At 74.2% G+C, this 21,768-nt stretch carries 20 protein-coding genes; 12 read left to right on the top strand and 8 right to left on the bottom strand.

Annotated features, from left to right (window positions below):
* Window positions 1-131: 131 nt before the first annotated feature.
* Window positions 132-1,373, top strand: coding sequence for a serine hydrolase domain-containing protein (locus AB0J08_RS33040; RefSeq protein WP_360641554.1), 1,242 nt, complete (start codon window positions 132-134; stop codon window positions 1,371-1,373).
* Window positions 1,374-1,496: 123 nt separating this feature from the next.
* Window positions 1,497-2,471, top strand: coding sequence for a sigma-70 family RNA polymerase sigma factor (locus AB0J08_RS33035; RefSeq protein ID WP_360641553.1), 975 nt, complete (start codon window positions 1,497-1,499; stop codon window positions 2,469-2,471).
* Here the strand turns inward: AB0J08_RS33035 and AB0J08_RS33030 are convergent.
* On the bottom strand, window positions 2,382-2,735 hold the full coding sequence (locus tag AB0J08_RS33030; RefSeq protein ID WP_360641552.1) for an STAS domain-containing protein: 354 nt from the start codon (window positions 2,733-2,735) through the stop codon (window positions 2,382-2,384). The two genes, AB0J08_RS33035 and AB0J08_RS33030, sit on opposite strands and share 90 nt — an antisense overlap.
* A 197-nt stretch (window positions 2,736-2,932) precedes the next feature.
* Here AB0J08_RS33030 and AB0J08_RS33025 point away from each other — a divergent pair, with 197 nt between their 5' ends.
* Together AB0J08_RS33025 and AB0J08_RS33020 are read left to right on the top strand one after the other, a co-directional pair.
* The gene (locus AB0J08_RS33025; RefSeq protein WP_360641551.1) at window positions 2,933-3,370 is read left to right on the top strand and encodes an SRPBCC domain-containing protein; all 438 of its coding nucleotides are present in this window, start codon (window positions 2,933-2,935) and stop codon (window positions 3,368-3,370) included.
* A gap of 65 nt (window positions 3,371-3,435) precedes the next feature.
* Complete coding sequence (locus tag AB0J08_RS33020; protein ID WP_360641550.1) at window positions 3,436-3,927, top strand: NUDIX hydrolase; 492 nt, start codon at window positions 3,436-3,438, stop codon at window positions 3,925-3,927.
* 41 nt (window positions 3,928-3,968) lie between these two features.
* On the opposite strand, the gene AB0J08_RS33015 is transcribed toward AB0J08_RS33020, so the two are convergent.
* The 3 genes from AB0J08_RS33015 to AB0J08_RS33005 form a co-directional block, all read right to left on the bottom strand.
* Window positions 3,969-4,727 (bottom strand): Clp protease N-terminal domain-containing protein, encoded by a 759-nt coding sequence (locus tag AB0J08_RS33015; protein WP_360641549.1) that lies wholly within the window; start codon window positions 4,725-4,727, stop codon window positions 3,969-3,971.
* A 92-nt stretch (window positions 4,728-4,819) separates the two neighbouring features.
* Window positions 4,820-5,527 (bottom strand): class I SAM-dependent methyltransferase, encoded by a 708-nt coding sequence (locus tag AB0J08_RS33010; RefSeq protein WP_360641548.1) that lies wholly within the window; start codon window positions 5,525-5,527, stop codon window positions 4,820-4,822.
* A gap of 124 nt (window positions 5,528-5,651) precedes the next feature.
* Window positions 5,652-6,098 (bottom strand): GNAT family N-acetyltransferase, encoded by a 447-nt coding sequence (locus AB0J08_RS33005; RefSeq protein WP_360641547.1) that lies wholly within the window; start codon window positions 6,096-6,098, stop codon window positions 5,652-5,654.
* Window positions 6,099-6,142: 44 nt separating this feature from the next.
* Between AB0J08_RS33005 and AB0J08_RS33000 the strand changes: the two genes are divergently transcribed.
* Window positions 6,143-6,715, top strand: a complete 573-nt coding sequence (locus tag AB0J08_RS33000; RefSeq protein WP_360641546.1) for a GNAT family N-acetyltransferase — start codon at window positions 6,143-6,145, stop codon at window positions 6,713-6,715.
* Between the two features lie 231 nt (window positions 6,716-6,946).
* On the opposite strand, the gene AB0J08_RS32995 is transcribed toward AB0J08_RS33000, so the two are convergent.
* The 3 genes from AB0J08_RS32995 to AB0J08_RS32985 all read right to left on the bottom strand — a co-directional run bounded on the left by AB0J08_RS32995 (window position 6,947) and on the right by AB0J08_RS32985 (window position 9,605).
* On the bottom strand, window positions 6,947-7,417 hold the full coding sequence (locus AB0J08_RS32995) for a hypothetical protein (RefSeq protein ID WP_360641545.1): 471 nt from the start codon (window positions 7,415-7,417) through the stop codon (window positions 6,947-6,949).
* Between the two features lie 453 nt (window positions 7,418-7,870).
* Complete coding sequence (locus AB0J08_RS32990; protein ID WP_360641544.1) at window positions 7,871-8,638, bottom strand: tyrosine-protein phosphatase; 768 nt, start codon at window positions 8,636-8,638, stop codon at window positions 7,871-7,873.
* A gap of 202 nt (window positions 8,639-8,840) precedes the next feature.
* On the bottom strand, window positions 8,841-9,605 hold the full coding sequence (locus tag AB0J08_RS32985; protein WP_360641543.1) for a VC0807 family protein: 765 nt from the start codon (window positions 9,603-9,605) through the stop codon (window positions 8,841-8,843).
* 681 nt (window positions 9,606-10,286) lie between these two features.
* On the opposite strand from AB0J08_RS32985, the gene AB0J08_RS32980 reads away from it, so the two are divergent.
* The 6 genes from AB0J08_RS32980 to AB0J08_RS32955 all read left to right on the top strand — a co-directional run bounded on the left by AB0J08_RS32980 (window position 10,287) and on the right by AB0J08_RS32955 (window position 18,912).
* Window positions 10,287-11,192: an RNA polymerase sigma factor gene (locus AB0J08_RS32980; protein ID WP_360641542.1), complete on the top strand. Its 906-nt coding sequence runs from the start codon at window positions 10,287-10,289 to the stop codon at window positions 11,190-11,192.
* The gene (locus AB0J08_RS32975; protein WP_360641541.1) at window positions 11,189-12,250 is read left to right on the top strand and encodes a hypothetical protein; all 1,062 of its coding nucleotides are present in this window, start codon (window positions 11,189-11,191) and stop codon (window positions 12,248-12,250) included. Before AB0J08_RS32980 ends, AB0J08_RS32975 begins: the two co-directional genes overlap by 4 nt.
* Before the next feature lie 343 nt (window positions 12,251-12,593).
* Window positions 12,594-13,178 (top strand): hypothetical protein, encoded by a 585-nt coding sequence (locus tag AB0J08_RS32970; protein WP_360641540.1) that lies wholly within the window; start codon window positions 12,594-12,596, stop codon window positions 13,176-13,178.
* Between the two features lie 142 nt (window positions 13,179-13,320).
* Window positions 13,321-15,813 (top strand): glycosyltransferase, encoded by a 2,493-nt coding sequence (locus AB0J08_RS32965; RefSeq protein WP_360641539.1) that lies wholly within the window; start codon window positions 13,321-13,323, stop codon window positions 15,811-15,813.
* A gap of 15 nt (window positions 15,814-15,828) precedes the next feature.
* Window positions 15,829-17,319, top strand: a complete 1,491-nt coding sequence (locus tag AB0J08_RS32960) for a protein kinase (RefSeq protein ID WP_360641538.1) — start codon at window positions 15,829-15,831, stop codon at window positions 17,317-17,319.
* Between the two features lie 135 nt (window positions 17,320-17,454).
* On the top strand, window positions 17,455-18,912 hold the full coding sequence (locus AB0J08_RS32955) for an FAD-dependent oxidoreductase (protein ID WP_360641537.1): 1,458 nt from the start codon (window positions 17,455-17,457) through the stop codon (window positions 18,910-18,912).
* Here AB0J08_RS32955 and AB0J08_RS32950 read toward each other — a convergent pair.
* Window positions 18,902-21,001, bottom strand: coding sequence for an ATP-dependent DNA helicase (locus AB0J08_RS32950; protein ID WP_360641536.1), 2,100 nt, complete (start codon window positions 20,999-21,001; stop codon window positions 18,902-18,904). The two genes, AB0J08_RS32955 and AB0J08_RS32950, sit on opposite strands and share 11 nt — an antisense overlap.
* 271 nt (window positions 21,002-21,272) lie before the next feature.
* Between AB0J08_RS32950 and AB0J08_RS32945 the strand changes: the two genes are divergently transcribed.
* Window positions 21,273-21,620 (top strand): antibiotic biosynthesis monooxygenase, encoded by a 348-nt coding sequence (locus AB0J08_RS32945; protein ID WP_360641535.1) that lies wholly within the window; start codon window positions 21,273-21,275, stop codon window positions 21,618-21,620.
* The last annotated feature ends 148 nt before the right edge of the window (window positions 21,621-21,768 follow it).

Here is a 21,768-nt window from a genome sequence, read left to right as displayed (position 1 = left end):
GCCGGGGGTGTCTCGGGGTCGGCTCCGGGGCGGCTGGGGGGCCGTCCCGGATGGCCGCTGCACCCGGCTCCCACAAGACTCGTTCCCGGACAGAGCGTCACCGCCGACGAGTCACCGTGGAGAGCAAGCCGATGAAGACCCCCGTACGCGAACGCCGTTGGAGCACTCTCGCCGTCTCCGGCGCACTGCTGGCCGCCGGGATCGCGGGCATCGCGACCCCGGCGCTGGCGGACGCCCGCCCGGCGGGCGACGCGAGCTCGGCCGCCGTCGCCGTCCGGCTGGCCGGCCAGCCGGACCGCGCGGCGCTGGCGGGCACGCTGGCGGACCTGCCGAGCGAGGGCATCACCGGCGCGCTGGTCCGGGTCGGCGGCCGGGGTGGCCAGTGGTCCGGTACGGCGGGGGCCGGGGTGCCGGCGGACGCCCGGTTCCGGATCGGCAGCATCTCCAAGGTGTTCACCGCCACCGTCGTCCTCCAGCTCGCCGCCGAGCGGCGGCTCGACCTGGACGGCACCGTCCAGCAGTACCTGCCGGGGCTGCTGCCGGCGTCCTACCCACCGGTCACCGTCGGTCAGTTGCTCGACCACACCAGCGGCCTGCCGGGAGGCGGCGGTCTGACCTCCGGGGACGGCACGGAGAGCTGGTTCGCCGCGCACAAGGCGGACTCCTGGACGCCCGCCCAGGTGGTGGCGGACGCCGTCGCGCAGCCGATGGGCTTCGCGCCGGGCACCGCGCAGCAGTACAACGGCATCAACACCTTCGTCGCCGGGCTGCTGGTCGAGAAGGTCACCGGCCGGTCCTTCGCCCGGGAGGTGCAGACCAGGATCGCCCGCCCGCTCGGCCTGCACGACACCGTCGTCCCGGACCGCGACGACCTCGCCCTGCCGGGCCCGCACGCGCCGGCCTCGGTGGACGTCACCGGCCCGGACGGCGTCCGGCGACGGGTGGACGTGACCGAGCAGAGCCCCTGGCCGTGGGCGGAGGGCGGCATGATCTCCTCCGCCGCCGACCTGGACCGCTTCATGACGGCGCTGCTGCGCGGCCGGCTGCTCCCGCCCGCCCAGCAGGCCGAGCTGTTCGACGTGCCGGACGTGCCCAACCACCGCAACAAGAACTGCGAGATCGGCCCGACCGCCGGCCACGCCTGCTTCAGCAAGGGCCTGATGAGCGCCACCCTGCCCAACGGCGCCCAGGTCTGGGGCAAGACCGGCTCCCGGCCGGGCTACGCCAGCGGTGTCTTCGCCACCAGGGACCTCAGTCGCAAGGTGGTCTACTCGCTGAACCCGACCGGCCTCTCCGGCGCGGAGTTCCCGAAGGTGTGGCAGATCGTGACCACCTCCTTCGACTCGGGCCAGGAGTACCCGAAGGCCGGTTGACCCGGTTGACCCGGGTGCTCCGTCGGACCGGGCGGACCGGGCCGCTCCGGCCGGCCGGTTGTCGGTGCCCTGCGGTACGTTCCTCGTGATCACTGGCGGGGCGAGGACACGGGGGCGCGCACGATGGCCGACCTGATGACGGACGAGCCGGTCGAGCTCCAGCTGGAGCGGTACCGGACGGAGCTGACCGGCTACTGCTACCGGATGCTCGGCTCGGTCTTCGAGGCCGAGGACGCGGTGCAGGAGACGATGGTCCGCGCCTGGCGCGGCCACCAGGGGTTCGAGGGCCGGGCAGCGTTGCGCTCCTGGCTGTACCGGATCGCCACCAACGTCTGCCTGGACGCGCTGAACGGCCGCAACGGCCGGGCCCGGCCGATGGACCTGGCCGGGCCGTCCACCGTGGCCACCGCCACCGACGCCCGGCTGCCCGAGGTGACGTGGATCGGGCCGGCGCCGGACGGCCGGATCCTGCCCGAGACGGGGGACCCGGCCGACGTGGCCGCCCAGCGCGAGTCCGTGCGGCTGGCGTTCGTCGCGGTGCTGCAGCGGCTCGCGCCCCGGCAGCGGGCGGTGCTGATCCTGCGGGAGGTGCTGGGCTGGAAGGCGGCCGAGGTCGCCGAGCTGCTCGGGGTCACCGTCGCCTCCGTCAACAGCGCGCTCCAGCGGGCCCGGGCGGTGCTGGCGGCGGACGCCCCGGCCACCCGCGCGGCGCCCGCGCTGGACGACGACCACCGCGCGCTGCTGGCCCGCTACGTCAGCGCCTTCGAGGCGTACGACATGGACGGGCTGGCGGCGCTGCTGCACGAGGACGTCACGCTCAACATGCCGCCGTACGAGCTGTGGCTGACCGGGCACGCCGACATCCGCGAGTGGATGCTCGGCCCGGGCCACGGCTGCCGGGGCTCGCGGCTCGTCCCGGTGGAGGCCAACGGCAGCCCGGCCTTCGGGCAGTACCGGCCGAGCCCGGCGGGCGGGCACGAACCGTGGGCGCTGATCGTGCTGGAGGTGTCAGCGGGCCGGATCACCGGACTCACCAACTTCCTGGACACCGACACCCTCTTCCCGCTCTTCGGCCTCCCGCCCCGGCTGGACGCCTAGCGTCCCGTCGACGGGCAGGACGCCGGCCAGGCCGCTGAACGCGAGCAGCTCCCGCATGGGGCCGCTCGCGTTCTTCAGGACGACCCGCACGCCGTGGCGCCCGGCGGCGAGCCGGAGCCGGGCGAGGGCGTCGACGACGGCCAGGTCGGGGGCGGTGAGGGCACCGAGGTCGCAGGTCAGTGCCGGGCCGGTGGCGGGTTCCCGGTGGGTGTTCGGGTGCGCGCCGGGATGGATGTTCGGGTGGGTGTTCGGGTGGGTGTTCATGCAGGGCAGACCGGTCCGGCGGCCTCGGCTCATCGGCCCGCGGCGAAGTCGCCGAGGATCTCTCCGCCGAAGCCCTCGAAGAAGTTCTCGAAGAGGTTCTCGAAATACTTTCCGTCGGAGCGATGAGTTTCGCGGCCGGCCCCGGTCTACCCCTGTGAAAGCAACACACCGCACCGCGAGCACACGGAGGACACACCATGACCGAGAACCTCGGCGAGCTGACCATCACCCGCGAGCTGCCCGCCGCCCCGGCGGTCGTCTTCCGGGCGTACACCGAGCCCGAGCAGTTCGTCCGCTTCTGGGGCCCGGTCGGCACCCACGTCCCGCTGGACACCGTGACCATCGAGCCGAAGGTGGGCGGGCGCTACGACAGCACCATGGTGATCGAGGCGACCGGGGACCGTTACCCGGTGACGGGCGAGATCACCGACATCCGGCCGGGCGAGCTGCTGGCCTTCAAGGAGGACAGCGTCGGGCTGCGCTCGACCCTGAGCCTGACGGACCTCGGTGACGGGCGGACCAGGGTCGTCCTGCACCAGACCGAGGTGCCGGCCATGTACTGCGGCCCGGAGGCCGAGGCGGGCCTCAACTCCAGCTTCGACCGCCTGGTCGAGCACCTCCTGGGCCAGGCCTGACCGCCTGCTCCCGGACGGGTGGCAGAGTGGGGCGGTAGAGATCCCCGCGCCGTAGGAGGCCCGCTGTGTCGGCTGAGCCGTTGAAGTCCCGCGAAGAGTGGCTGGCGTCGCTGCCGCGGATCTACGCGGCCGCGGGCTGCGTGCTGCGGGACGAGTCCGGCCGGATCCTGATCGTGAAGGCCGGGTACCGCGAGCACTGGCAGTTTCCGGGCGGCACGATCGACCTCGGCGAGGGCCCGGTCGAGTGTGCCGAGCGGGAGCTGACCGAGGAGACCGGGATCGTCCGCCCGGCCGGCGAGCTGCTCGCCGTCTCCTGGACCCACCCCTCGGGCGAACTCGACCACCCGGCCGAGCACTTCCTGTTCGACTTCGGCACCGTCCCGGACGGCACCCCCGTGACCGTCCCGGCCGGCGAGCTGGACGACCACCGCTGGGCGACCGACCAGGAGGCGCTCGAACTCCTCGGCCCGGCGCGCTCGTTGCGGCTGCGCGCGGCGATGGAGGCGGCCGCCGACGGGCGGGTGCGGATCATCTCCACGCACGTGTCCGGGTTCTGACCGGTCGTGGGCCCCGGCGGACCGGGGCCCACGGAGCCGGGTCACTCCGGCGAGGCGGCACTCGCGGCACTCGCCGCGATGTAGGCCGCTACGGCCTCCGCGGTGAAGGTCTCGACCTCGGGCTTGTCCACGCCGAGGTCGGCGAGCGGGCCGGTGCCGTTCGCCTGCTCCAGCAGTGCCAGCAGGATGTGCTCGGTGCCGACGTAGTTGTGGCCGAGCTTGAGCGCCTCCCGGAAGGTCAGCTCCAGCACCTTCTTGCCCTCGGTGTCGTACGGGATGAGCCCGGGCACCTCCTCGACGGCGGCGGGCAGGGCGGCGGCCGAGGCCTCCCGGACGGCTTTCGGGGTGATGCCCTGGGCGGCCAGCGCCTTGACGGCCAGGCCCTCCGGCTCGACGAGCAGGCCGAGCAGGAGGTGCACGGTGCCGATCTCGGCGTTGCCGGCCGCGCGGGCCTCCTCCTGGGAGGCCATCACGACGTGCCGGGCGCGTTCGGTGAAGCGGCTGAAGCCCTGGCTCGGATCCAGATCGCTGGGTGCGCCCGGGTCCTTGGGGACGAAGCGCTTCTGGGCGGCCTGCTTGCTGACGCCCATGCTGCGGCCGATGTCGGTCCAGGACGCGCCGGAGCGGCGGGCCTGGTCGACGAAGTGGCCGATGAGGTGGTCGGCCAGCTCGCCGAGGGCGTCGGCGGCGATGACCGCGTCGGAGAGCTGGTCGAGCGCGTCGGAGTGGACCTTCTTGATCGCGTCGATCAGGTCGTCGAGGCGCAGGGGAGTGGTCTTGGGAACGACGGGATTCTCCATGCGTCAACCGTAGGTTGTCGACCCGAGAGTCGTCAATCATCGGTTGACGATGAGGGGAGTTGTGTCCCGGAAACCCCCGCAGGGGCCCGCGCTCAGACGGTCTTCTCCCAGACGTACGCGGCCGAGACCGGGTGGCTGCGGTACTTCTCCCACTTGGGCTTCAGCGCGATCCAGGCGTCGTCCACGACCGCCTCGGCCATCTCCACCAGCCGCCAGCCGGCCGCCAGCCCGGCGCTCAGGTGGTCGGAGACCAGGTGGACGTGGGTGGTGATGGCGATGTCGTCCCCGGCGGTGCTGGTGAAGTGGGTCGGCATGCCGGCCGCCATGATGAAGTACGGGTGCAGGCCGACCAGGACGCAGCGGCCGCCCGGGCGGGCCAGTCGGAACGCCTCCCGGTAGAGCGGGCCGAGGTCGGCCAGGTGCTCGTCGATCAGGGAGGAGATCACCAGGTCGTAGCCGCCGCCCGGCAGCCCGGTGGCGGCGACGTCGGCCTCGGTGAGGCTGTCGTGGACGGCCTTGCCCTCGGCGACCGCCAGCATCTCGGGGGTGAGGTCCACCCCGTCCAGGACCAGGCCGTCGGCGGCCTTCCCGCGCAGCCAGGCGCCCGTGCGGCCGGTGCCGCAGCCGAGGTCGGCCGCGCGCGTCACCGCCGCCCAGGCGGGGGTCGTGAGCCGGTCCAGCACGGCGAGGTCCATGGCGTCCTCGACCGTTCTCTCGTACGTCTCCACCCACTGGGCGTAGCCCGTACGGACGTCCACGGTCGGGTAGTTGCGCGTGTCGAAGTCGGAGAAGAGCACCATGGCCCGAGTATCTCCGCCGGGGCCGAACGGTCGCGAACGATTTACCGGCGCCCGGTCGGGTCGGGTCGTGGCCCGGGGCCGCTGCCGCCGCCCCCGGGCCCGCTGCACGCGCCCCGGCTCGGCGTCAGAGGGACAGCTTGAACCCGTCGTGGCTGCGCGCGAAGCCGAGCGAGGCGTAGAACCGGTGCGCCTCGGTGCGCCGCTTGTTGCTGGTGAGCTGGACCAGGGTGCAACCGCGCTCCCGGGCCCGCCCGACGGCCCGGGTGAGCAGGTCGCGCCCGAGGCCGCCGCCCCGGCGGTCCGCGCGCACCCGGACGGCCTCGATCAGCGCGCGCTCCTCGCCGTGCCGGCCGAGGCCGGGGACGTAGGTGAGCTGGAGGCAGCCGAGCACGGTGCCGTCGCCCTCGTCGAGCACCAGCAACTCGTTGCGGGCGTCCGCGTCCACGGCGGCGAAGGCGCGGGCGTAGGCTTCGTCGACCTGGACGGTGGCGGGGTCGGTCACCCCCTCCTCGTCGGTGAGCAGCGCGATGACGGCGGGCAGGTCCTGGCGGGTCGCGGTACGGAAGATCACGCCCGGAGTCTGCCAGGCCCGGCGGAGGCGACCCAGGGAGGGGCATGCGCATAGTCACGCTGCCGGAGACCGCGGTGCCGGGGGAACTCAAGCTCCAGGTCGCCGAGTTGCAGGACCAGGCCTGGCCCGGCCCGCCGGCGCCGTCCACCGAGCCGGTACACGATCCGGCGCTGCGCCCGGTGTCGATGCTGCTGCTGGACGGTGCCCGGGTGGTCGCCGCGCTCGACCTGCTCTCCAAGCGGCTGGAGCACGCCGGGCGGACGTACGCGGCGTGCGGGCTGAGCGCCGTGGTCACCGACCGGGTGCGGCGCGGCCGCGGGTACGGGCGGCGGCTGGTGGCGGCGGCCCGCGCCGTCATCGCGGAGAGCGGCGCGGACCTCGGGCTCTTCACCTGTGACCGGGTGCTCCAGCACTTCTACGAGGGTGCCGGCTGGGAGCGGCTGCCGGGCGCGGTGCTGGTCGGCGGGACACCGCGACTGCCCTTTCCCAGCGACCAGGAGGGCTTCGACAAGGTGGCCATGGCCGGCTTCTTCACGGAGCGCGCCCGCCGGCATCGCGCGGACTTCCCGGACAGCCGGATCGCCCTTCACCCGGGCGAGATCGACCGGCTCTGGTAGCCGGTCCGCTAGACGAGTCATTCCGAATCGATCGTGATCAGCTTGTCGATGGGCCAAGGGGCTATTCGGGGTCTGCTGCTGGTCAGTGGACATGCAGGCCTCCCGCGCCAAGGCGGGCTTCGCATCCCCTGAGAAGCCGACGAAGTAGATGACGCTCGCCGCGCAATGGAGGCCGGAGCTGGTGCTGCGTGTCCCGGGTCGCTCACGACAGCTGCCGAATCGCTCCGGGGTTCAACTCAGCTGGTCGCGCACGAGATCAAGGAATGCCTGTCGGCTCGGACGGATGTGCGCCCAGACCTTCTCGTCCTGCGGATCTTCCCGATCTTCAGGGCCCTTCCTGATCACCTCCTGCACTGCCCACGCGAGGCTGCGTGCCGCTTCGCCGACCTCGGATGCGCACAGTACGTGGATCGTCTTCTGCATCACCCACACCCTGTCAAGGACCTGCCGTGCCCGGGCCTGCCACTGCTCGTCAGCCAGGTTGTGGTGATACCGATCCACTGCGACTCGTTCAGCTTCCTGCACCGCAGACAGAAATTCGATGAGGTGAGTAAGCCGCTCGTTGCGGCGCGCCTCGGCATGTTCACGAGCACTGCGGCGCGCCTCGCCGCGTTCCAAGGCGCGTCCTGCCGAGCGCTGGGCCAGCATCGACATGAGCCCGCCGAGGAGGACGCCGATGAGCGGCGCAAGCGTTGTCCACACAACGTCCGACTATGACATCGATGGCGTGAAGACGGCACGGGGTTCAGGCAATCTCGGGCTGGGGCCGGGGCCGGGGCCGGGGCCGGGGCCGGGGCCGGGACGCGGCCAGGTCGTCGCCGCCTTCGACAACGGCGGGCGGCAGACGGCGGAAGATCTGAGATCTTCGCGCTGCCCTGGGCGCTCTTGGCCACAGCGCGGACCGGGGGATCCAGCACGGGCGGCCATGGCGGCGACGTCCGGTCTCCCGTGGCTTGTCGGCCTGCTCAAGCGTGAAGCCGAGCAATCGGGCAGGCCCCCGCCGGCAGCCGGAGAGACAGACAGGGCGGCCAAGATCGTTCTGTGACGAATGACGCTGGACGCCTTGCTCACCGCACTGTATGTGAAGACTGATCACTTCGGGATGACTCGTCTAGTGGTCGGTCCGCTGGTGGCCGGTCCGGACCCGTCGGCCCGTCAGTGCCGGGCGGGCCGTGCGTCGGCCGGGTGGGAGCCCAGCAGGCGGGCGCGGACGGCGGCGATGTCCGCCGGGTCGACACCGGCGGCGAGCAGGTAGCCGGCCGGGTCGAAGCCGTCCAGGGTGGCGTGGACGGCGGCCTCGGCGGTGGTGCCGGCCTCGGCGAGCACCGCGTCGATCCGGCGGTACTGGTCCGGCAGGCCGAGCATGCCGTACAGCGGGCGGACGTTGGCCGTGCTGAGCAGGTAGTCCGCGACGATCTCGGACGGCTCGACGCCTGCGAGGGCGAGCAGCAGCAGGGCGGCCAGGCCGGTGCGGTCACGGCCGGCGCCGCAGTGCACGACCAGCCCGCCGGGTCCGGCGCCGGCCACGGTGGCGATCAGTTCGGCGGCGGCGCGCGGGCAGTGGTCGAGGTAGGGGCGCAGTGCGAGCGGGGTGCCGTCCAGTCGTCCGTACGTCTCCCACCAGGCGGGGCCGGCGAGTTCGTCCAGCGGGACGCGGACCAGCTCGACGTCGTCGGGGAGCGGGAGGAGCGGCCGGTACTCCTCGATGTCGCGCAGGTCGACGACGGTGCGTATGCCGTGGTCGAGGAGGGTGTCCCAGCCTTCGGCGGTGAGGCGGTCGAGGTTGTCGGCGCGGACGATCGCGCCGTGGGTGGTGCGGGTGCCGTCGCCGGTGCGCAGGCCGCCGAGGTCGCGGACGTTGAGGCAGCCGTCCCAGACGAGCGTGCGGTCCTCGGTGGTGGTCAGCGCGTGCGTCCGGCTCATCAGGCTCCCCGTTTCTCACCGGGGGTCCGTTACCCCCTCGTTATATGAGGACTCCGGGGCTCACCCGATGGTTCCTCGGCCGTGCGACCGGCCGTCAGCAGGGAGCCGGGTGGTGCGGGTGCGGGCGTGTGGGTTCGGCGGTGCGGTGCGGGCGGTGCGGTGCGGGCGGTGCTGCGGGTGTTGGTGGTGCGAGGGGGTGTCCTCAGCGGCCGGTGGGCTCGGCGGCTTCGGTGCGGACCAGCTTCTCCATCGGGTCGGCGGCGCGGTGGCCGAGCACCGACCCGGCGGCGATCGCGCCGATCAGGAACACGGTGGACAGCCAGGCCATGGTCGACACCGGCAGGGTGAAGGCGCCGACCACCCGGGCCACGCACTCGGTCAGCAGGGCGGTGCCCCAGATGCCGGAGAACAGTCGCTCGTAGCGGCGGAAGGAGCGCGAGCGGGCCGCCCGGCCGTCGGCCAGCCGCTGCCAGGCGGCGGAGCGGTCCTGGTCGCCCTTGGTCAGGAAGGGCATCAGCATCGGGGACATCATCGGCCGGCCGAGCACGGTGGAGACCAGGATCGCCAGCGCGAGGGTGCCGCTCAGGGCGCCGTCCTTGGCGAGCATCAGCCGCGCGTCGCCGGTCACGGTGGTGAGTGCCAGGCCGACCGCGTTCACGCCGAGCATCATCGAGGCCCACAGGTTGAGCTTCCGCTCGCGGACCAGCCCGACGACCGTCCGGCCGGCCGGGATGACGCCGCTCCAGGCGAGGGCGGCGAACTCGCTCATCCCGAACGCGGAGTGCAGCAGGTAGTAGCCGACCAGCGGGGCGGCGACGTCCAGGGCGAGCGGGCGGAGCGTGGCGGCCAGCGGGTTCGGCGCCTTGGCGGCGGCAGTGGTGGCGGCGGCAGTGGTGGTGACGGCAGTGGTGGTGACGGCGGTGGTGGTGGCGGTGGAAGCGGCGGCGGCGCTGAGGGTCTGGCTCATCGTGGGTTCCTCCCCGGACTGGTGCTCGACCTGCGGGCCGGGTGCCCGCGTCGTGCCTTCAGTCTCCCGAGTCGACCCTCCGTCAGAGCAGTGTCGTCCGTTGCGGGATCCGCATGACAGTTGTCACGGCACGCACCATGACAGCGCCGCTGACCTGCGCGTTCATTCGGCGGAGGGGTCGACGGTCCAGAGTCCGCGGCCGAGGGTGTCCAGGCAGCGCTCCGCGTGGAAGCGCTCGTCCCCCGCGGAGAGGAACCCGTGGGCCGACGCCCCGCAGGACGGTCCGGGCGAGCGCGTCCGCCCCGGTCCGGGCGCCGGTCAGGACGAGCTCCTCGTCGACCGGTTCGGCGCGCTGGATCCGGGCCACCGAGGCGGCCAGCAGGACGGCGTCGACCTGCTCCGGGTCGGCGGGGGCCAGGTAGGTCTCGCCGGTGCCGCCGCGGTCCCGTTCGACCCGGCGCAGCAGCTCGGCCAGGCCGTAGTGGCGGACGCGACCGAGCCCCGGCCGAGCCCCGGCCGAGCCACAGCGGGACCCCGGGCGCGAGCGGCTTCCACCAGGGCGTGCCGGCGGACAGGGGGCGCAGGCGACGGCCCGCGAGCGGGGAGTGCGAGGGCGTGGGAGCGCGTCGCGGAGGGCCGGGCGGGTCGGACGGACGGCGCGCATGGCGCATGATGTGGCGGGTGCAGAGTGCAGAGCGCCCCGGAGCGGGCACCGACAACCCCGTCGGCCGGTCCGGTCCGGCACCGATGTCCGGCGGCCCCCCACCCGACTCGCCGTCCAGCGGGGCGGTGGGACCGCCCCCGGTCCTGCCCGCCGGGCCGGGCACCGCCGCCGACCTGTCGGAGACCGTGCGGGCGGCCCAGGACGGGGACGAGGAGGCGTTCCGGCTGCTGTTCCGGAGCGTCCAGCCGGGCCTGCTCCGCTACCTCCGGGTACTGGTGGGCGGTCGGCCCGAGGACGCCCAGGACGCCGAGGACATCGCCTCCGAGGCCTGGCTGCAGATCGCCCGCGACCTGCGGACCTTCTCCGGCGACGGGGACGGGTTCCGCGGCTGGGCCGCCACCATCGCCCGTAACCGCGCGCTGGACCACCTGCGGGCCCGTCGGCGCCGCCCGGTCGCGGACCTGCCGTTCGAGTACCTGGCCGAGCTGGCCGCCGGGGAGGACACCGCCGGCGCGGCGATGGCCGCCGTCGGCACGGCGGACGCGCTGGCCCTGATCTCCCGGCTGCCGCGCGACCAGGCCGAGGCGGTGCTGTTGCGGGTCGTGATGGAGCTGGACGCGGAGAGCGCCGCGCGGGTGCTCGGCAAGAAGTCCGGCAGCGTGCGGATGGCCGCGCACCGGGGGCTGAAGCGGCTGGCCAAGCTGCTGGAGCAGCCCCTCGCGGCGGGTGTGGGGATTCCGGCGCAGCGGCCGACGACCGGGCCGTCCGGGCAGCCGGCCCAGTCGCCGGCGGGGCGTGCCGGACCGGCCGGGGCGGGGAGTGCCGGGAGAGGCGGCGGACGGAGCGCGGAGGACGGCACCAAAAGAATTCCTCCGCAGGGTGTGACAGAACGCAGGGCCGCGACGCTGAAGGACATGAGATGAGCACCAACCGATCCCGTCGGATCGACCGTGACACGGCCGAGCAGTTGCTCGGCGGTGCCGTGGGCGGCCCGTCGGCCGGGCAGGACGCCTCACTCACCGGACCGGGCGCCAGCGCCGGGTCGACCGGGCCCCTCCTGCCCGATGGCGGGCCGGGAGGGCGGGTCGCCCACGTGTTGGCCGCCGCCGCCGCCCCAGCGGTGGCGGACGAACTGGCCGGTGAGGAGGCCGCCCTGGCCGCGTTCCGGGAGGCCCGTCTCGCACCTGTCCCTGCTGTTCCCGCTCCACTCGCACCCGTCCGGAGACGATCGATGGCAACCGCCGCGCTGGCCAGGGCCTTCAGCACGAAGGCTGTCGCCGTCGTGCTCGGAGCCACTGCGCTCGGCGGTGTGGCGGTCGCGGCCGGGACGGGTAACCTGCCGTCCCCGCTCGGCGGCGGTTCCGAGGAGCCGAGGCGTTCGCTGCTGGCGCCCGCCACGGCCTCCTCCACCCCGGGCGCCTCGTCCGCCGCACCGGGCGGCGGTCCGGCCACGCAGCGGCCCTCCACCGGGCCGTCCACCGGCGGGCCGTCCGCCGGGGCGTCCACCGCCGGTCCGTCCACCGGCGCGGTGAAGCCGCCGTCGCCGGGCGTCTCGCCCCAGGCCTCCCCGGAGGCCGGGGGCCCGCAGAGCAGGGCCGTGCTGGTCGCGCTCTGCCAGGGCTACACCGCCCGGAAGGGCAAGGGCGAGCGCCCGAACCTGCTGGTCGCGGACCCGCAGTTCGGCGTGCTGGTCGCGGAGGCCGGCGCTCCGGAGAAGGTGGAGGAGTACTGCGGGGAGGTCCTGCGGCGCAAGGACGACGACCGTCAGGGCGCCACCTCCACGCCACGCCCCGGCAGCACCGACGGCGGAAAGAAGGACGACGGCAGGCCCGGCGACGGCAAGAACGACGACGGGAACAACGGCTCCGCCGGCGGCGGGAGCGGGACCGGCCCGACGCCGACCGCGGTGCCGACGCTCCCCGGCGTCCTGCCGAAGCCCGACCGCTCCGGGCAGTCCGCCGACTCCTCCCCCAGGAGGTAACCCCAGAACTCCGGATGAGCGGCGAGCGAATCCCCCCGGGCTCGTCGCTCATCCGGACTGCTCCACCCGCTCCACCGCAGGACCGCTCCACCCTCACCACCCGCAGACTCCGGGTGGCCGGTCGGCTCCCCCGTGCCAACCGTCCACCCGGCCGGCTCCGGCCGGACCGGACGGCGCACCCCGGACGCGCCGCCGGCCCGGCCAGGGCCGCGCCCCACGGCCCGCCCGCCCCGCAGTCGGGCGGGCCGCAGGGCGCACACCAGCGCACCCGCACACCCGCACCCCGTACGCCTGCACACCGCACACCCGCGCACCGCGAACCAGACCAGACCTGGACCCGACCGTGACCGTCACCTTGTACGACCACGAGCCGGCGGCCGGGGAACCGCTGCCCGGTTCCCCGGCCGCCACCCCCTCCCGGCAGGCCGCCGAGACCACCGCCGCCCCGGTGTTCGTGGACTCCTCCGGCCGCCGCCAGCGGCGGGTCCGCCGACTCGGTCTGCTGCTCGCCGTGCCGGCCGCCGGCTACCTGGTGCTGCTCGCCAGCACGGTGCTCGGCGGCCCCACCGTCAGCGCGCCCTTCCTGCCGCTGCCGGCCCCGCCGAGTGTCGCCCCGCCCGCGCCGGCCGACGAGCCGGTGCCTCCGGTGTCGACGATCACCGGCGAACCCGGGCCGGACAGTGTGCAGCCCGCTCCGGCGCGGCCCACGGAGGCCGGCCGCCGGACCACCGCGCCGGTCGCGGTCACCGTACGACCGTCCGACCAGGCAGCCGGTTCCACACCGTCGCCCGGTCCCGCCACTCCGAGCGGCAGCGGCAACGGAGGGGCCACCGCCTCCGCCACCCCCGGGCACGGCCGGCCCACCGACGCGCCGGGCAACTCCGGCAACTCCGGCGGCAAGCCCGGGAAGGCCTCCCCGACGCCCTGACCGGGCCGTCCGTCCCGCTCCGGTCCCGCCGCCGACGCCCTGCCCTGCCCAGCCCAGCCCAGCCCGGGCCGTATCCGTACCCGGGCCCCGCTCGGCCCGCACCCGGCCCTTTCGAGGCCCGGTCTCCCGAAAGCGCCCCCACGTGAGCACCTCCCGCCGCCGCAGAGCCGCCCGTCCCGGGCCCGTCGCCGCCGCGCCCGCCCGCCGCGGCCGGCGCGGCGTCGTCCGTCAGGGCCCGCTGCGCACCCACTGGCTGCTGCTGACCGCCCTGCTGCTCACCCTGGCCGCCACCCTGCTGATCCAGGGCTACACCCAGCACCTCTACGACGCCCGTCCCGACCAGGCCGCCCGCCCGGTCGGTGCGGCCACCGTTCCCGAGCAGGTCCGCACCGGCGGCCCGGTGATCGACGCGGACGGCTCGCAACCCCGTACCGCCGGGCCCGCGCCCGGCACCGTCGCGCTCACCTTCGACGACGGCCCGGACCCGCGCTGGACCCCGGAGGTCCTGGACACCCTGCGCCGCAACGGCGTGCACGCCACCTTCTTCGTGGTCGGGACCCAGGCCGCCGCGCACCCCGACCTGATCCGCCGGATCGTCGCCGAGGGCCACCAGCTCGGCGTGCACACCTTCACCCACACCGACCTAGGCGCGCAGTCCGAGTGGCGCCGCTCGCTGGAGCTGCGGGAGAGCCAGCTGACCCTGGCCGGCGCCGCCGGGGTGACCAGCTCGCTGCTGCGCCCGCCGTACTCGTCCACCGCCGAGGCGCTGGACGACCCGGGCTGGGCCGCCGTCCAGCAGGCCGGGCGCGAGGGCTACCTCTCCGTGCTCACCACCCTGGACAGTCAGGACTGGCGCCGCCCGGGCGTGGACGAGATCGTCGACGCGGCCGATGCGGGGCCCGGCACGGAGGGCCGGATCGTGCTGATGCACGACGGGGGCGGCAACCGCTGGCAGACCGTCGCCGCGCTGGACTCCCTGCTGCCCCGGCTGAAGGCCCGGGGCCTGCGCTTCACCACCGTCAGCGAGTCGGTCGGCCTGCCCGACCCGGTCCACCCGGCCTCCGGGGCCGAGCACTGGCAGGGCCTCGCCCTGATCTGGCTCCTGGGGACGGGCGACTGGACGCTCACCGTGCTGGGCTGGCTGCTCTACGCGGCGGGCGCGGTCAGCGTGCTGCGCGCGATCGCCGTCCTGGTCGCCGCCCGCCGGCACAAGAAGCTTCGCCGCCGCCGGCCCTGGGGCCCGCCGGTCACCGAGCCGGTCAGCGTGATCGTGCCCGCCTACAACGAGTCGGCGGGCATCGAGGCGGCCGTCCGTTCGCTGCTCGCCTCCGACCACCCGGTCGAGATCATCGTGGTCGACGACGGCTCCACGGACGGCACCGCCGATCTGGTGGAGTCGCTCCGGCTGCCCCACGTCCGGGTGATCCGGCAGGAGAACGCGGGCAAGCCGGCCGCGCTAAATACCGGTATCGCCGCCGCCCGGGCCGAGCTGCTGGTGATGGTCGACGGCGACACCGTCTTCGAGCCGGACGCCGTCCGGATGCTGGTGCAGCCCTTCGGCGACCCGTCGGTGGGCGCCGTCTCCGGCAATGCCAAGGTGGTCAACCGGGGCGGTCTGCTCGGCCGCTGGCAGCACATCGAGTACGTGGTCGGCTTCAACCTGGACCGCCGGCTCTTCGACCTCGCCGAGTGCATGCCCACCGTCCCCGGCGCGGTCGGAGCGTTCCGCCGTTCGGCGGTGCTGGACGTCGGCGGTGTCGGCGACGAGACCCTGGCCGAGGACACCGACCTCACCATGGCGCTCTGCCGGGACGGCTGGCGGGTGGTCTACGAGGAGCGGGCCAAGGCCTGGACCGAGGCTCCGGCCTCGCTGAGCGCCCTGTGGCGGCAGCGCTACCGCTGGTGCTACGGCACCCTGCAGGCGATGTGGAAGCACCGGGGCGCGCTGCGCCAGCGCGGGCAGGCGGGCAAGCTGGGCCGGCGCGGCCTCGGCTACCTGCTGATGTTCCAGGTGCTGCTGCCGCTGCTCGCCCCGGTGGTGGACGTCTTCGCGCTGTACGGGCTGGCCTTCCTCGACCCGGTGCGGATCGTCGGGCTCTGGCTGGCGTTCCTGCTGCTTCAGCTGCTGATGGGCGTCTACGCCTTCCGGCTGGACCGGGAGCGGCTCGGCCCGCTCTGGAGCCTGCCGTTGCAGCAGTTCGTCTACCGGCAACTGATGTACCTGGTGGTGATCCAGTCGGTGTTCACCGCGCTGGCGGGTTCCCGGCTGCGCTGGCAGCGGATGCAGCGGTACGGCAGCCTGCGGGTGCCGGTCCAGGAGGGCACGGCCCAGGAGGCCCTGCGTCACGACGCCCCGGCGTACGAGGAGGCTCCGGCGTACGACCAGGCCCCGGGCTACGGCGCGTCGGCGTACGACGAGGCCCCGGGCTACGGCGCGTCGGAGTACCAGGCCCCGGCGTACGGCGAGGCCCCGGCGTTCCAGGCCCCGGGGTACCGGGCTCCCGGGTACGACGCCCCCGGGTACGACGCCCCAGGCCACGGGGCCCCGACGCACGCTCCACCGGGGCACGTCGCCGCCGGGGGCTATCGTGCACACGTGCACGAGGCGGTCCGGGGCCCCGGGCAGGGCACGTGAGGGGAGCGGTTCCAGGTGATCGGACGGGCGCTTAACGGACGGTACGAACTCGTCGAGTCGATCGGCGTCGGCGGGATGGCCACCGTCTGGCGGGGCGTGGACCACGTGCTGGGCCGCCAGGTGGCCGTCAAGGTCCTCAACGGGGGCCTCGCCGACGATCCGCGCTTCGCCGAGCGGTTCGCCCGGGAGGCGCAGCACGCCGCCATGCTGGTGCACCCGAGGATCGTGATGGTCTTCGACTCCGGCGTGGACCAGGGCTCGCCCTACATCGTCATGGAGCTGGTGCACGGCCTCTCGCTGGCCGCGCTGCTCGCCCAGCAGCCCGGGCTCCCGGTGGAACGGGCGGTCGGCATCGCGGCGGCCGTCTGCGAGGCGCTGACCGTCGCGCACGGCGCCGGGCTGGTGCACCGTGACATCAAGCCCGGCAACATCATGATCACGAACGACGGCGGCGTGAAGGTCGTCGACTTCGGCATCGCCAGGGCAGGCTCCTCCGGCAACCTCACCCAGACCGCGTCCGTCCTCGGCACGGCGGCCTACCTCTCGCCCGAGCAGGCGACGGCCTCCGAACTCGACGGCCGCACCGACCTGTACGCGGTCGGCTGCGTGCTGACCGAGATGCTCACCGGCGCGACCCCGTTCACGGCCGAGACCCCGGTGGCGATCGCGTTCAAACACGTCAGCGAGGCCCCGTTGCCGCCCTCCGCGAGACGGGCGGGCGTGCCGGCGGCGCTGGACGCGGTGGTGCTCCGCCTGCTCGCGAAGAACCCGGCGGACCGGCCGGTGGACGCCGCGGTCGCCCGTGCGGAACTGCTCGCCTGCATACCCGGGCTGGCGTTCGCCGACCCGACCGGTGAACTGCTCGCCACCGGTGCGGCCACCCAGCTGCTGCCGCCCGTCCCCGGCCGGCCGGCCCCCGCCGCGACCTCGGTGATGGCGCCCGTCCCGTCCGCGCCCCCGGTGGTGGACGAGCCCGTCCGGGAGAGCCGTCGCAAACCGTTGATCTTCGGCGCGCTGGGCCTGGTGGGGGTCGCGGGAGCGGCGATGCTCGCGCTCACCGCCTTCGACGACCCGGGCACCCCCACCGCCGCGCCGCCGCCCAGGCCGACCCGGACCGCCTCGGCCGCCCCGACGCCCACGTCTCCCGCGCCCGTCACTCCCACCCCGCCGGCGACCCCGACCCCGTCGGCGACCCCGACCCCGCCGCGCGGTCAGACCCCCGCCGTTCAGCTCAACGCGCTTCGCCAGGTGGTCGCCCAGGCCCAGCTGACCAAGGAACGCGACCGCCAGATCGACCTCCTGCACACCCTCGACGACGCCGCCGCGCGCCTGAACCAGGGGAAGGAGGACGACGCCGTGCAGGAGTTGAAGAACGCCCAGAAGACGGTCCGGGACCTCGCCAAGAAGCACGCGATCGACGGGCCGACGTCCCAGAACTGGAACGCCCGCCTCAGCGCGTTGATCACCTCCCTCAACGCCTCCGCCGCCCTCGACCAGAACGACTGATCCGGGGACGGGGGAGCACCGCCCCGCGCCCCCCGCCCGCGCCCCCCGCCCGCGCCGTGACGGCCGGTGCCGGTGCCCGATCGAAGATCGTCGGGCAGTAGGCTCGTTTCGCAACACGACGCGAAGGGGAGCTCAGTGGCGCGGGTTGCAGTGATCGGCGGAGGTATCAGCGGGCTGGGGACGGCGCTCATGCTCGGTCGGCGGGGTCACGCGGTGACCTTGTTCGAGCAGGACGCGCGGCAGGCCGGGGACGACCCGCACCAGGACTTCTTCCACTGGCCCAGGCCCCGGATCCCGCAGGCCGTCCAGCCCCACTCGCTCCTCGCGCCCGTGCGCACCGTGTTGCGCGCCGAGGTCCCCGACGTCTACGCGGACCTGCTGGCGCGCGGGGCCCGGGAGTACCACGACTTCGACTGGTTCGACGAGCATCCGCCGCACCGGCCCGGCGACGAGGAGCTGGTGACCCTGCGCACCCGCCGCATCGTGCTGGAGGCCGCCCTGACCGCGGCCGTCCGGCGGGAACCCACCGTCGAGGTGCGGCGGGGCCGCCGGGTGGACGCCCTCACGGTCGAGGAGGGCCGCCCGGCCCGGGTCACCGGCGTGCGGGTCGGCGGGGACTCGCACCGGGCGGACCTCGTCGTCGACGCGTCCGGTCGCCGCTCGCCGGTCCCCGCCTGGCTGGTCGCGGCCGGCTGCCGCCCGCCCGTGGTCGAGAGCCACCGCACCGGGCTCGCCTATCTGTGCCGCTGGTACCGGCTGCGGGCGGACGGCCCGCGCGACCCCGGGCGGGTGAAGAACGGCTCGGCCGCCCCGTTCGCGTTCGCCGGTGTCTTCCCTTCCGACAACGACACCTTCGCGGTGAACCTGGTGCTCTCCACGGGTGATCCGACCCGTGGCGCGCTCACCGACCCCGCCGTGTTCGAGGCCGTCGCCCGCCTCTTCCCCGCCAGCGCCGCCTGGCTCGACCTGGCCCCCGAACCGCAGTCGGCCGTCCTGGCGATGGCCGGCCTGGACAACCGCTGGACCTCCCTCGTCGACGACGACGGACCCGTCGTCACCGGGCTGGTCAACGCCGGGGACAGCCTCATCCACACCAACCCCACCTCGGGCCACGGCGTGTCCTTCGGCCTGCGGGCGGCCCAGTACCTCGCCGCCCATGCCGACGAGACGGCCGCGGACCCCGCCGGCTACCACGCCTGGACGGCGCAGGCCCTGCGCCCGTGGTTCGACGCGCAGGTGACGGCCGACCGCGTCAACGGGGAACGCCTCGCCGAGAGCGCACCGCTCACGGACCGGCGGGCCGCCGCCGTGGCCGCCTGCGCCTTCGAGGACCCCGTCGTCATGCGGGCCCGGGCCCAGGTGCGCCATCTCGTGCGACCGGCCCAGGACGCCTACGGCACCGACGAGGTGGACCGGCACGTCACCGCCTGGCTGGCAGGCCGTCCGGACTTCGAGCCGGAGCACGACGGCCCCACCCGGGACCAGTGGGACGCACTCGTCGCCGGCCGGGCGGTGCCGGCGCCCCGTCGGCCGGAGACGACGACCGCCGCCGGGGTGCCGGCGCCGACCGCCCGGGCCGTCCTCAGCCCGTGACTTCCACGGTGGGCGGGACGGTGATCGTGCACAGTCGCTTGGTGGCCCGGGTGAGGGCGACGTAGAGGTCGCGCTCACCGCCGGGCCGGGCGGCGGTGATCCCGTCCGGGTCGACCACGACGGTGGCGTCGAACTCCAGGCCGCGCGCCTGCGAGGCCGGCACCAGGCGGGCATGCCGCTCGATCCCCGCGGCTGCGAGCCGCTCCGTCCTGTCGTCGGCGCAGATCACCCCGAGCAACTCGCCGGGGTACGCGGCGCCCTGTTCCCGCAGTTCCCGCAGGAGGGCGGTGACGAGCGACTCCGGGGTCGTGGCGAGGGTGCGGGGCACCTCGCCGCGCCGGATCGATCGGATCGGTGGGCGGCCCGGGGCGATCCGGGCGAGCAACTCCTCCGTGGTGGCGAGGATCTCCTGGGTGGTCCGGTAGCCGACGGTCAGGGTGCGCAGGTCGAAGCGGTGTCCGAGGTGCGGGCCGAGGGCCTCCTTCCAGTCCCGGGCCGCCGTCGCCGGGCCCGCCTGGGCGAAGTCTCCGACCAGGGTCATCGACCTGCCCGGGCAGCGGCGCACGATCATCCGCCACTGCAGGACGGTGAGTTCCTGCGCCTCGTCGACGACGACGTGTCCGAAGGTGTGCTCGGGCGGGCCGTCGACCAGGCTCGCCGCCTCGTCGAGGAGCGCCACGTCGGCGTCCGTCCAGGGGGCACCGGGCGTTCGCCGCAGCAGGGCCCGCTGGTCGTCGGTGAACTGCCGCAGGTGCGCGTCCAGCGCGTCGGCTTCCGTCAGCAGGGCGTCGACCACGTCGCCGGGCGTGAGCCGCGGCCACAGGCCCTCGACGGCCCGGTCGAGCAGGGCGTCGTCCAGGAGTTCGGCGCGCATGGCATCGGCGTCGAACTCGTCGCCGCCGGTGGCGGGCACGTCGTCGACCCCGAGACGGCGCAGGTCCGCGGCCGCGATCCGGTCGAAGTCGAGGCCGGTCAGCTGCGCGACCTGGGCGTCGATCTGTTCGAGCGCCTCGGCGCCGCTGCGGGCGAGTTCACGGACGACGGCGTCGACCAGCAGCTCCTTGAACAGCCGACGCGCCCGGTTGTGCGCGAGACCGCTGGTCCGGGCCGCCTCCCGGGCCAGCGCGACGTCCTCGTCCGCCAGACGGATCCACTCCTGCCCGACCCGGGCCTCGAAGTCGTCGTCCGGGGCCTGCCGTGAGCGGACCACCGCGGCCAGCGCGTCGGCCAGTTCGGCACTGCCCTTGAGACGCGCCGCCTCGAAGGAGTCCGCGGCGCCCGGTGTGACGCCGGCCAGTTCCTCGCAGGTCGCCAGGACGACGTCGTTCTCCCCGAGCGAGGGCAGGACCTGACAGATGTAGTCGAGGAACCGCGCGTTCGGCCCCACGACGAGCACGCCGCGCTCGGCCGCCTTCGGGAACGCGTACAGCACGTACGCGGCGCGGTGCAGCGCCACCACCGTCTTTCCGGTGCCCGGACCGCCCTGCACCACCGTGACCCCGCGGTGCGGCGACCGGACGATGGCGTCCTGCTCGGTCTGCAGCGTGGCGACCGCCGCACCCATCCGCCCCGTGCGCCGCTCCTGGAGCGCCGCCGTCAACGGACCGTCACCGATCACGTCCTGTCCGGTCGGTGCGGAACCGTCGAGCAGCTCATCGCTGACTCCGACCACCGTGCGGCCCGCCAGCCGCAGATGGCGGCGGCGCCGCAGCCTCATGGGGTGGATCGGCGTCGCCTCGTAGAAGGGCCGCGCGGCCTCGGCCCGCCAGTCCACCAGCACCGGCAGCTCGTCCGAGTCCCGGTGCAGCCCGAGCCGCCCGATCCGCAGGACGGTGCCGTCCGCGAGGTCGATCCGGCCGAAGACCAACCCGTCCTCGGCCCCCTCCAGCCGACGGATCTCCCCCGACAGCCGCCCGGCCGCCAAGTCCCTCTCGTACGCCGCGCCCGCGCCGTCGGACGACGCCGCGAGCACGCCCGCCAACTGCTCCCGCGCCCCGGCCAGTCGCTCGTCGAACAGCTCACCTATGACGGAGACCTGGACTCGTTCGAGTTCCATCTCGCGTGCGGCGACATCGTTGATCTGAGACAAAAAATGGCCCCCTCGGCTCGACCCGCCCCTATGTCGAGGCGCCACTATGCAGAGGTGTTCCGGAAAAGTAAATATTGACCGAACGGGGTCGAATGTGACCTTCGAGCGTTCGCAGATCCGGATGATCCGGTGGGCGCGGGCCGCGGGCCGCGGTGAGGTCGTGGCACCGGCCCGGCGCGTGGGTCGGTCACGGGCAACGGGGTTGTGGGGTCGGGCGGGTGTGCGAGATCGTTTGAGGCGGTACCCCCGTCGCTGCCTGTTGGAGGACTTCGTGGCCGATCTCGCGCCCGCATCGCTGCCCGCGCCGCCCTACTACGCGGTGGTGTTCACTTCCGTGCGGACCGCAGGTGACGAGGGCTACGGGGACAGGGCCGAGCAGATGCTGAAGCTGGCCGCCGACCAGCCGGGTTTCCTCGGCGTCGATTCGGCTCGCGGCGCGGACGGTCTGGGGATCACGGTGTCCTACTGGAGCGACGAGGAGTCGATCGCGGCCTGGCGGGGTCACGCGGAGCACGCGCTGACCCGTGCGCACGGGCGCGAGCACTGGTATGCCTCGTTCGCGGTCCACGTGGCGAAGGTCGAGCGCGCCTACGGGTTCCTCCGCCCGGCAGATCTGTAGGTAGGTACCGGGCACACCGGGACGATCTCGCGCGGCCCGCCGGAGACCCTGAGGATGTCGATTCCGAGTGCACTCTCCTGCATCACCGGCAGCAGAAGTGTCGGTATCCCGTTCCGGGGGTACCGACACTTCGAACCGCGACGCCGAG

The sequence above is a fragment of the Kitasatospora sp. NPDC050463 genome (genome assembly GCF_040655255.1).
Classification (GTDB): domain Bacteria; phylum Actinomycetota; class Actinomycetes; order Streptomycetales; family Streptomycetaceae; genus Kitasatospora.
This window is presented reverse-complemented; position numbering and strand designations above follow the sequence as displayed.

What these genes read in the sequence shown, in the direction of transcription:
- AB0J08_RS33040 (WP_360641554.1), top strand. Translation starts at nt 132, where the DNA reads ATGAAGACCCCCGTACGCGAACGCCGTTGGAGCACTCTCGCCGTCTCC.
- AB0J08_RS33035 (WP_360641553.1), top strand. Translation starts at nt 1,497, where the DNA reads ATGGCCGACCTGATGACGGACGAGCCGGTCGAGCTCCAGCTGGAGCGG.
- AB0J08_RS33030 (WP_360641552.1), bottom strand. Translation starts at nt 2,735, where the DNA reads ATGAACACCCACCCGAACACCCACCCGAACATCCATCCCGGCGCGCAC.
- AB0J08_RS33025 (WP_360641551.1), top strand. Translation starts at nt 2,933, where the DNA reads ATGACCGAGAACCTCGGCGAGCTGACCATCACCCGCGAGCTGCCCGCC.
- AB0J08_RS33015 (WP_360641549.1), bottom strand. Translation starts at nt 4,727, where the DNA reads ATGGAGAATCCCGTCGTTCCCAAGACCACTCCCCTGCGCCTCGACGAC.
- AB0J08_RS33010 (WP_360641548.1), bottom strand. Translation starts at nt 5,527, where the DNA reads ATGGTGCTCTTCTCCGACTTCGACACGCGCAACTACCCGACCGTGGAC.
- AB0J08_RS33000 (WP_360641546.1), top strand. Translation starts at nt 6,143, where the DNA reads ATGCGCATAGTCACGCTGCCGGAGACCGCGGTGCCGGGGGAACTCAAG.
- AB0J08_RS32990 (WP_360641544.1), bottom strand. Translation starts at nt 8,638, where the DNA reads ATGAGCCGGACGCACGCGCTGACCACCACCGAGGACCGCACGCTCGTC.
- AB0J08_RS32985 (WP_360641543.1), bottom strand. Translation starts at nt 9,605, where the DNA reads ATGAGCCAGACCCTCAGCGCCGCCGCCGCTTCCACCGCCACCACCACC.
- AB0J08_RS32975 (WP_360641541.1), top strand. Translation starts at nt 11,189, where the DNA reads ATGAGCACCAACCGATCCCGTCGGATCGACCGTGACACGGCCGAGCAG.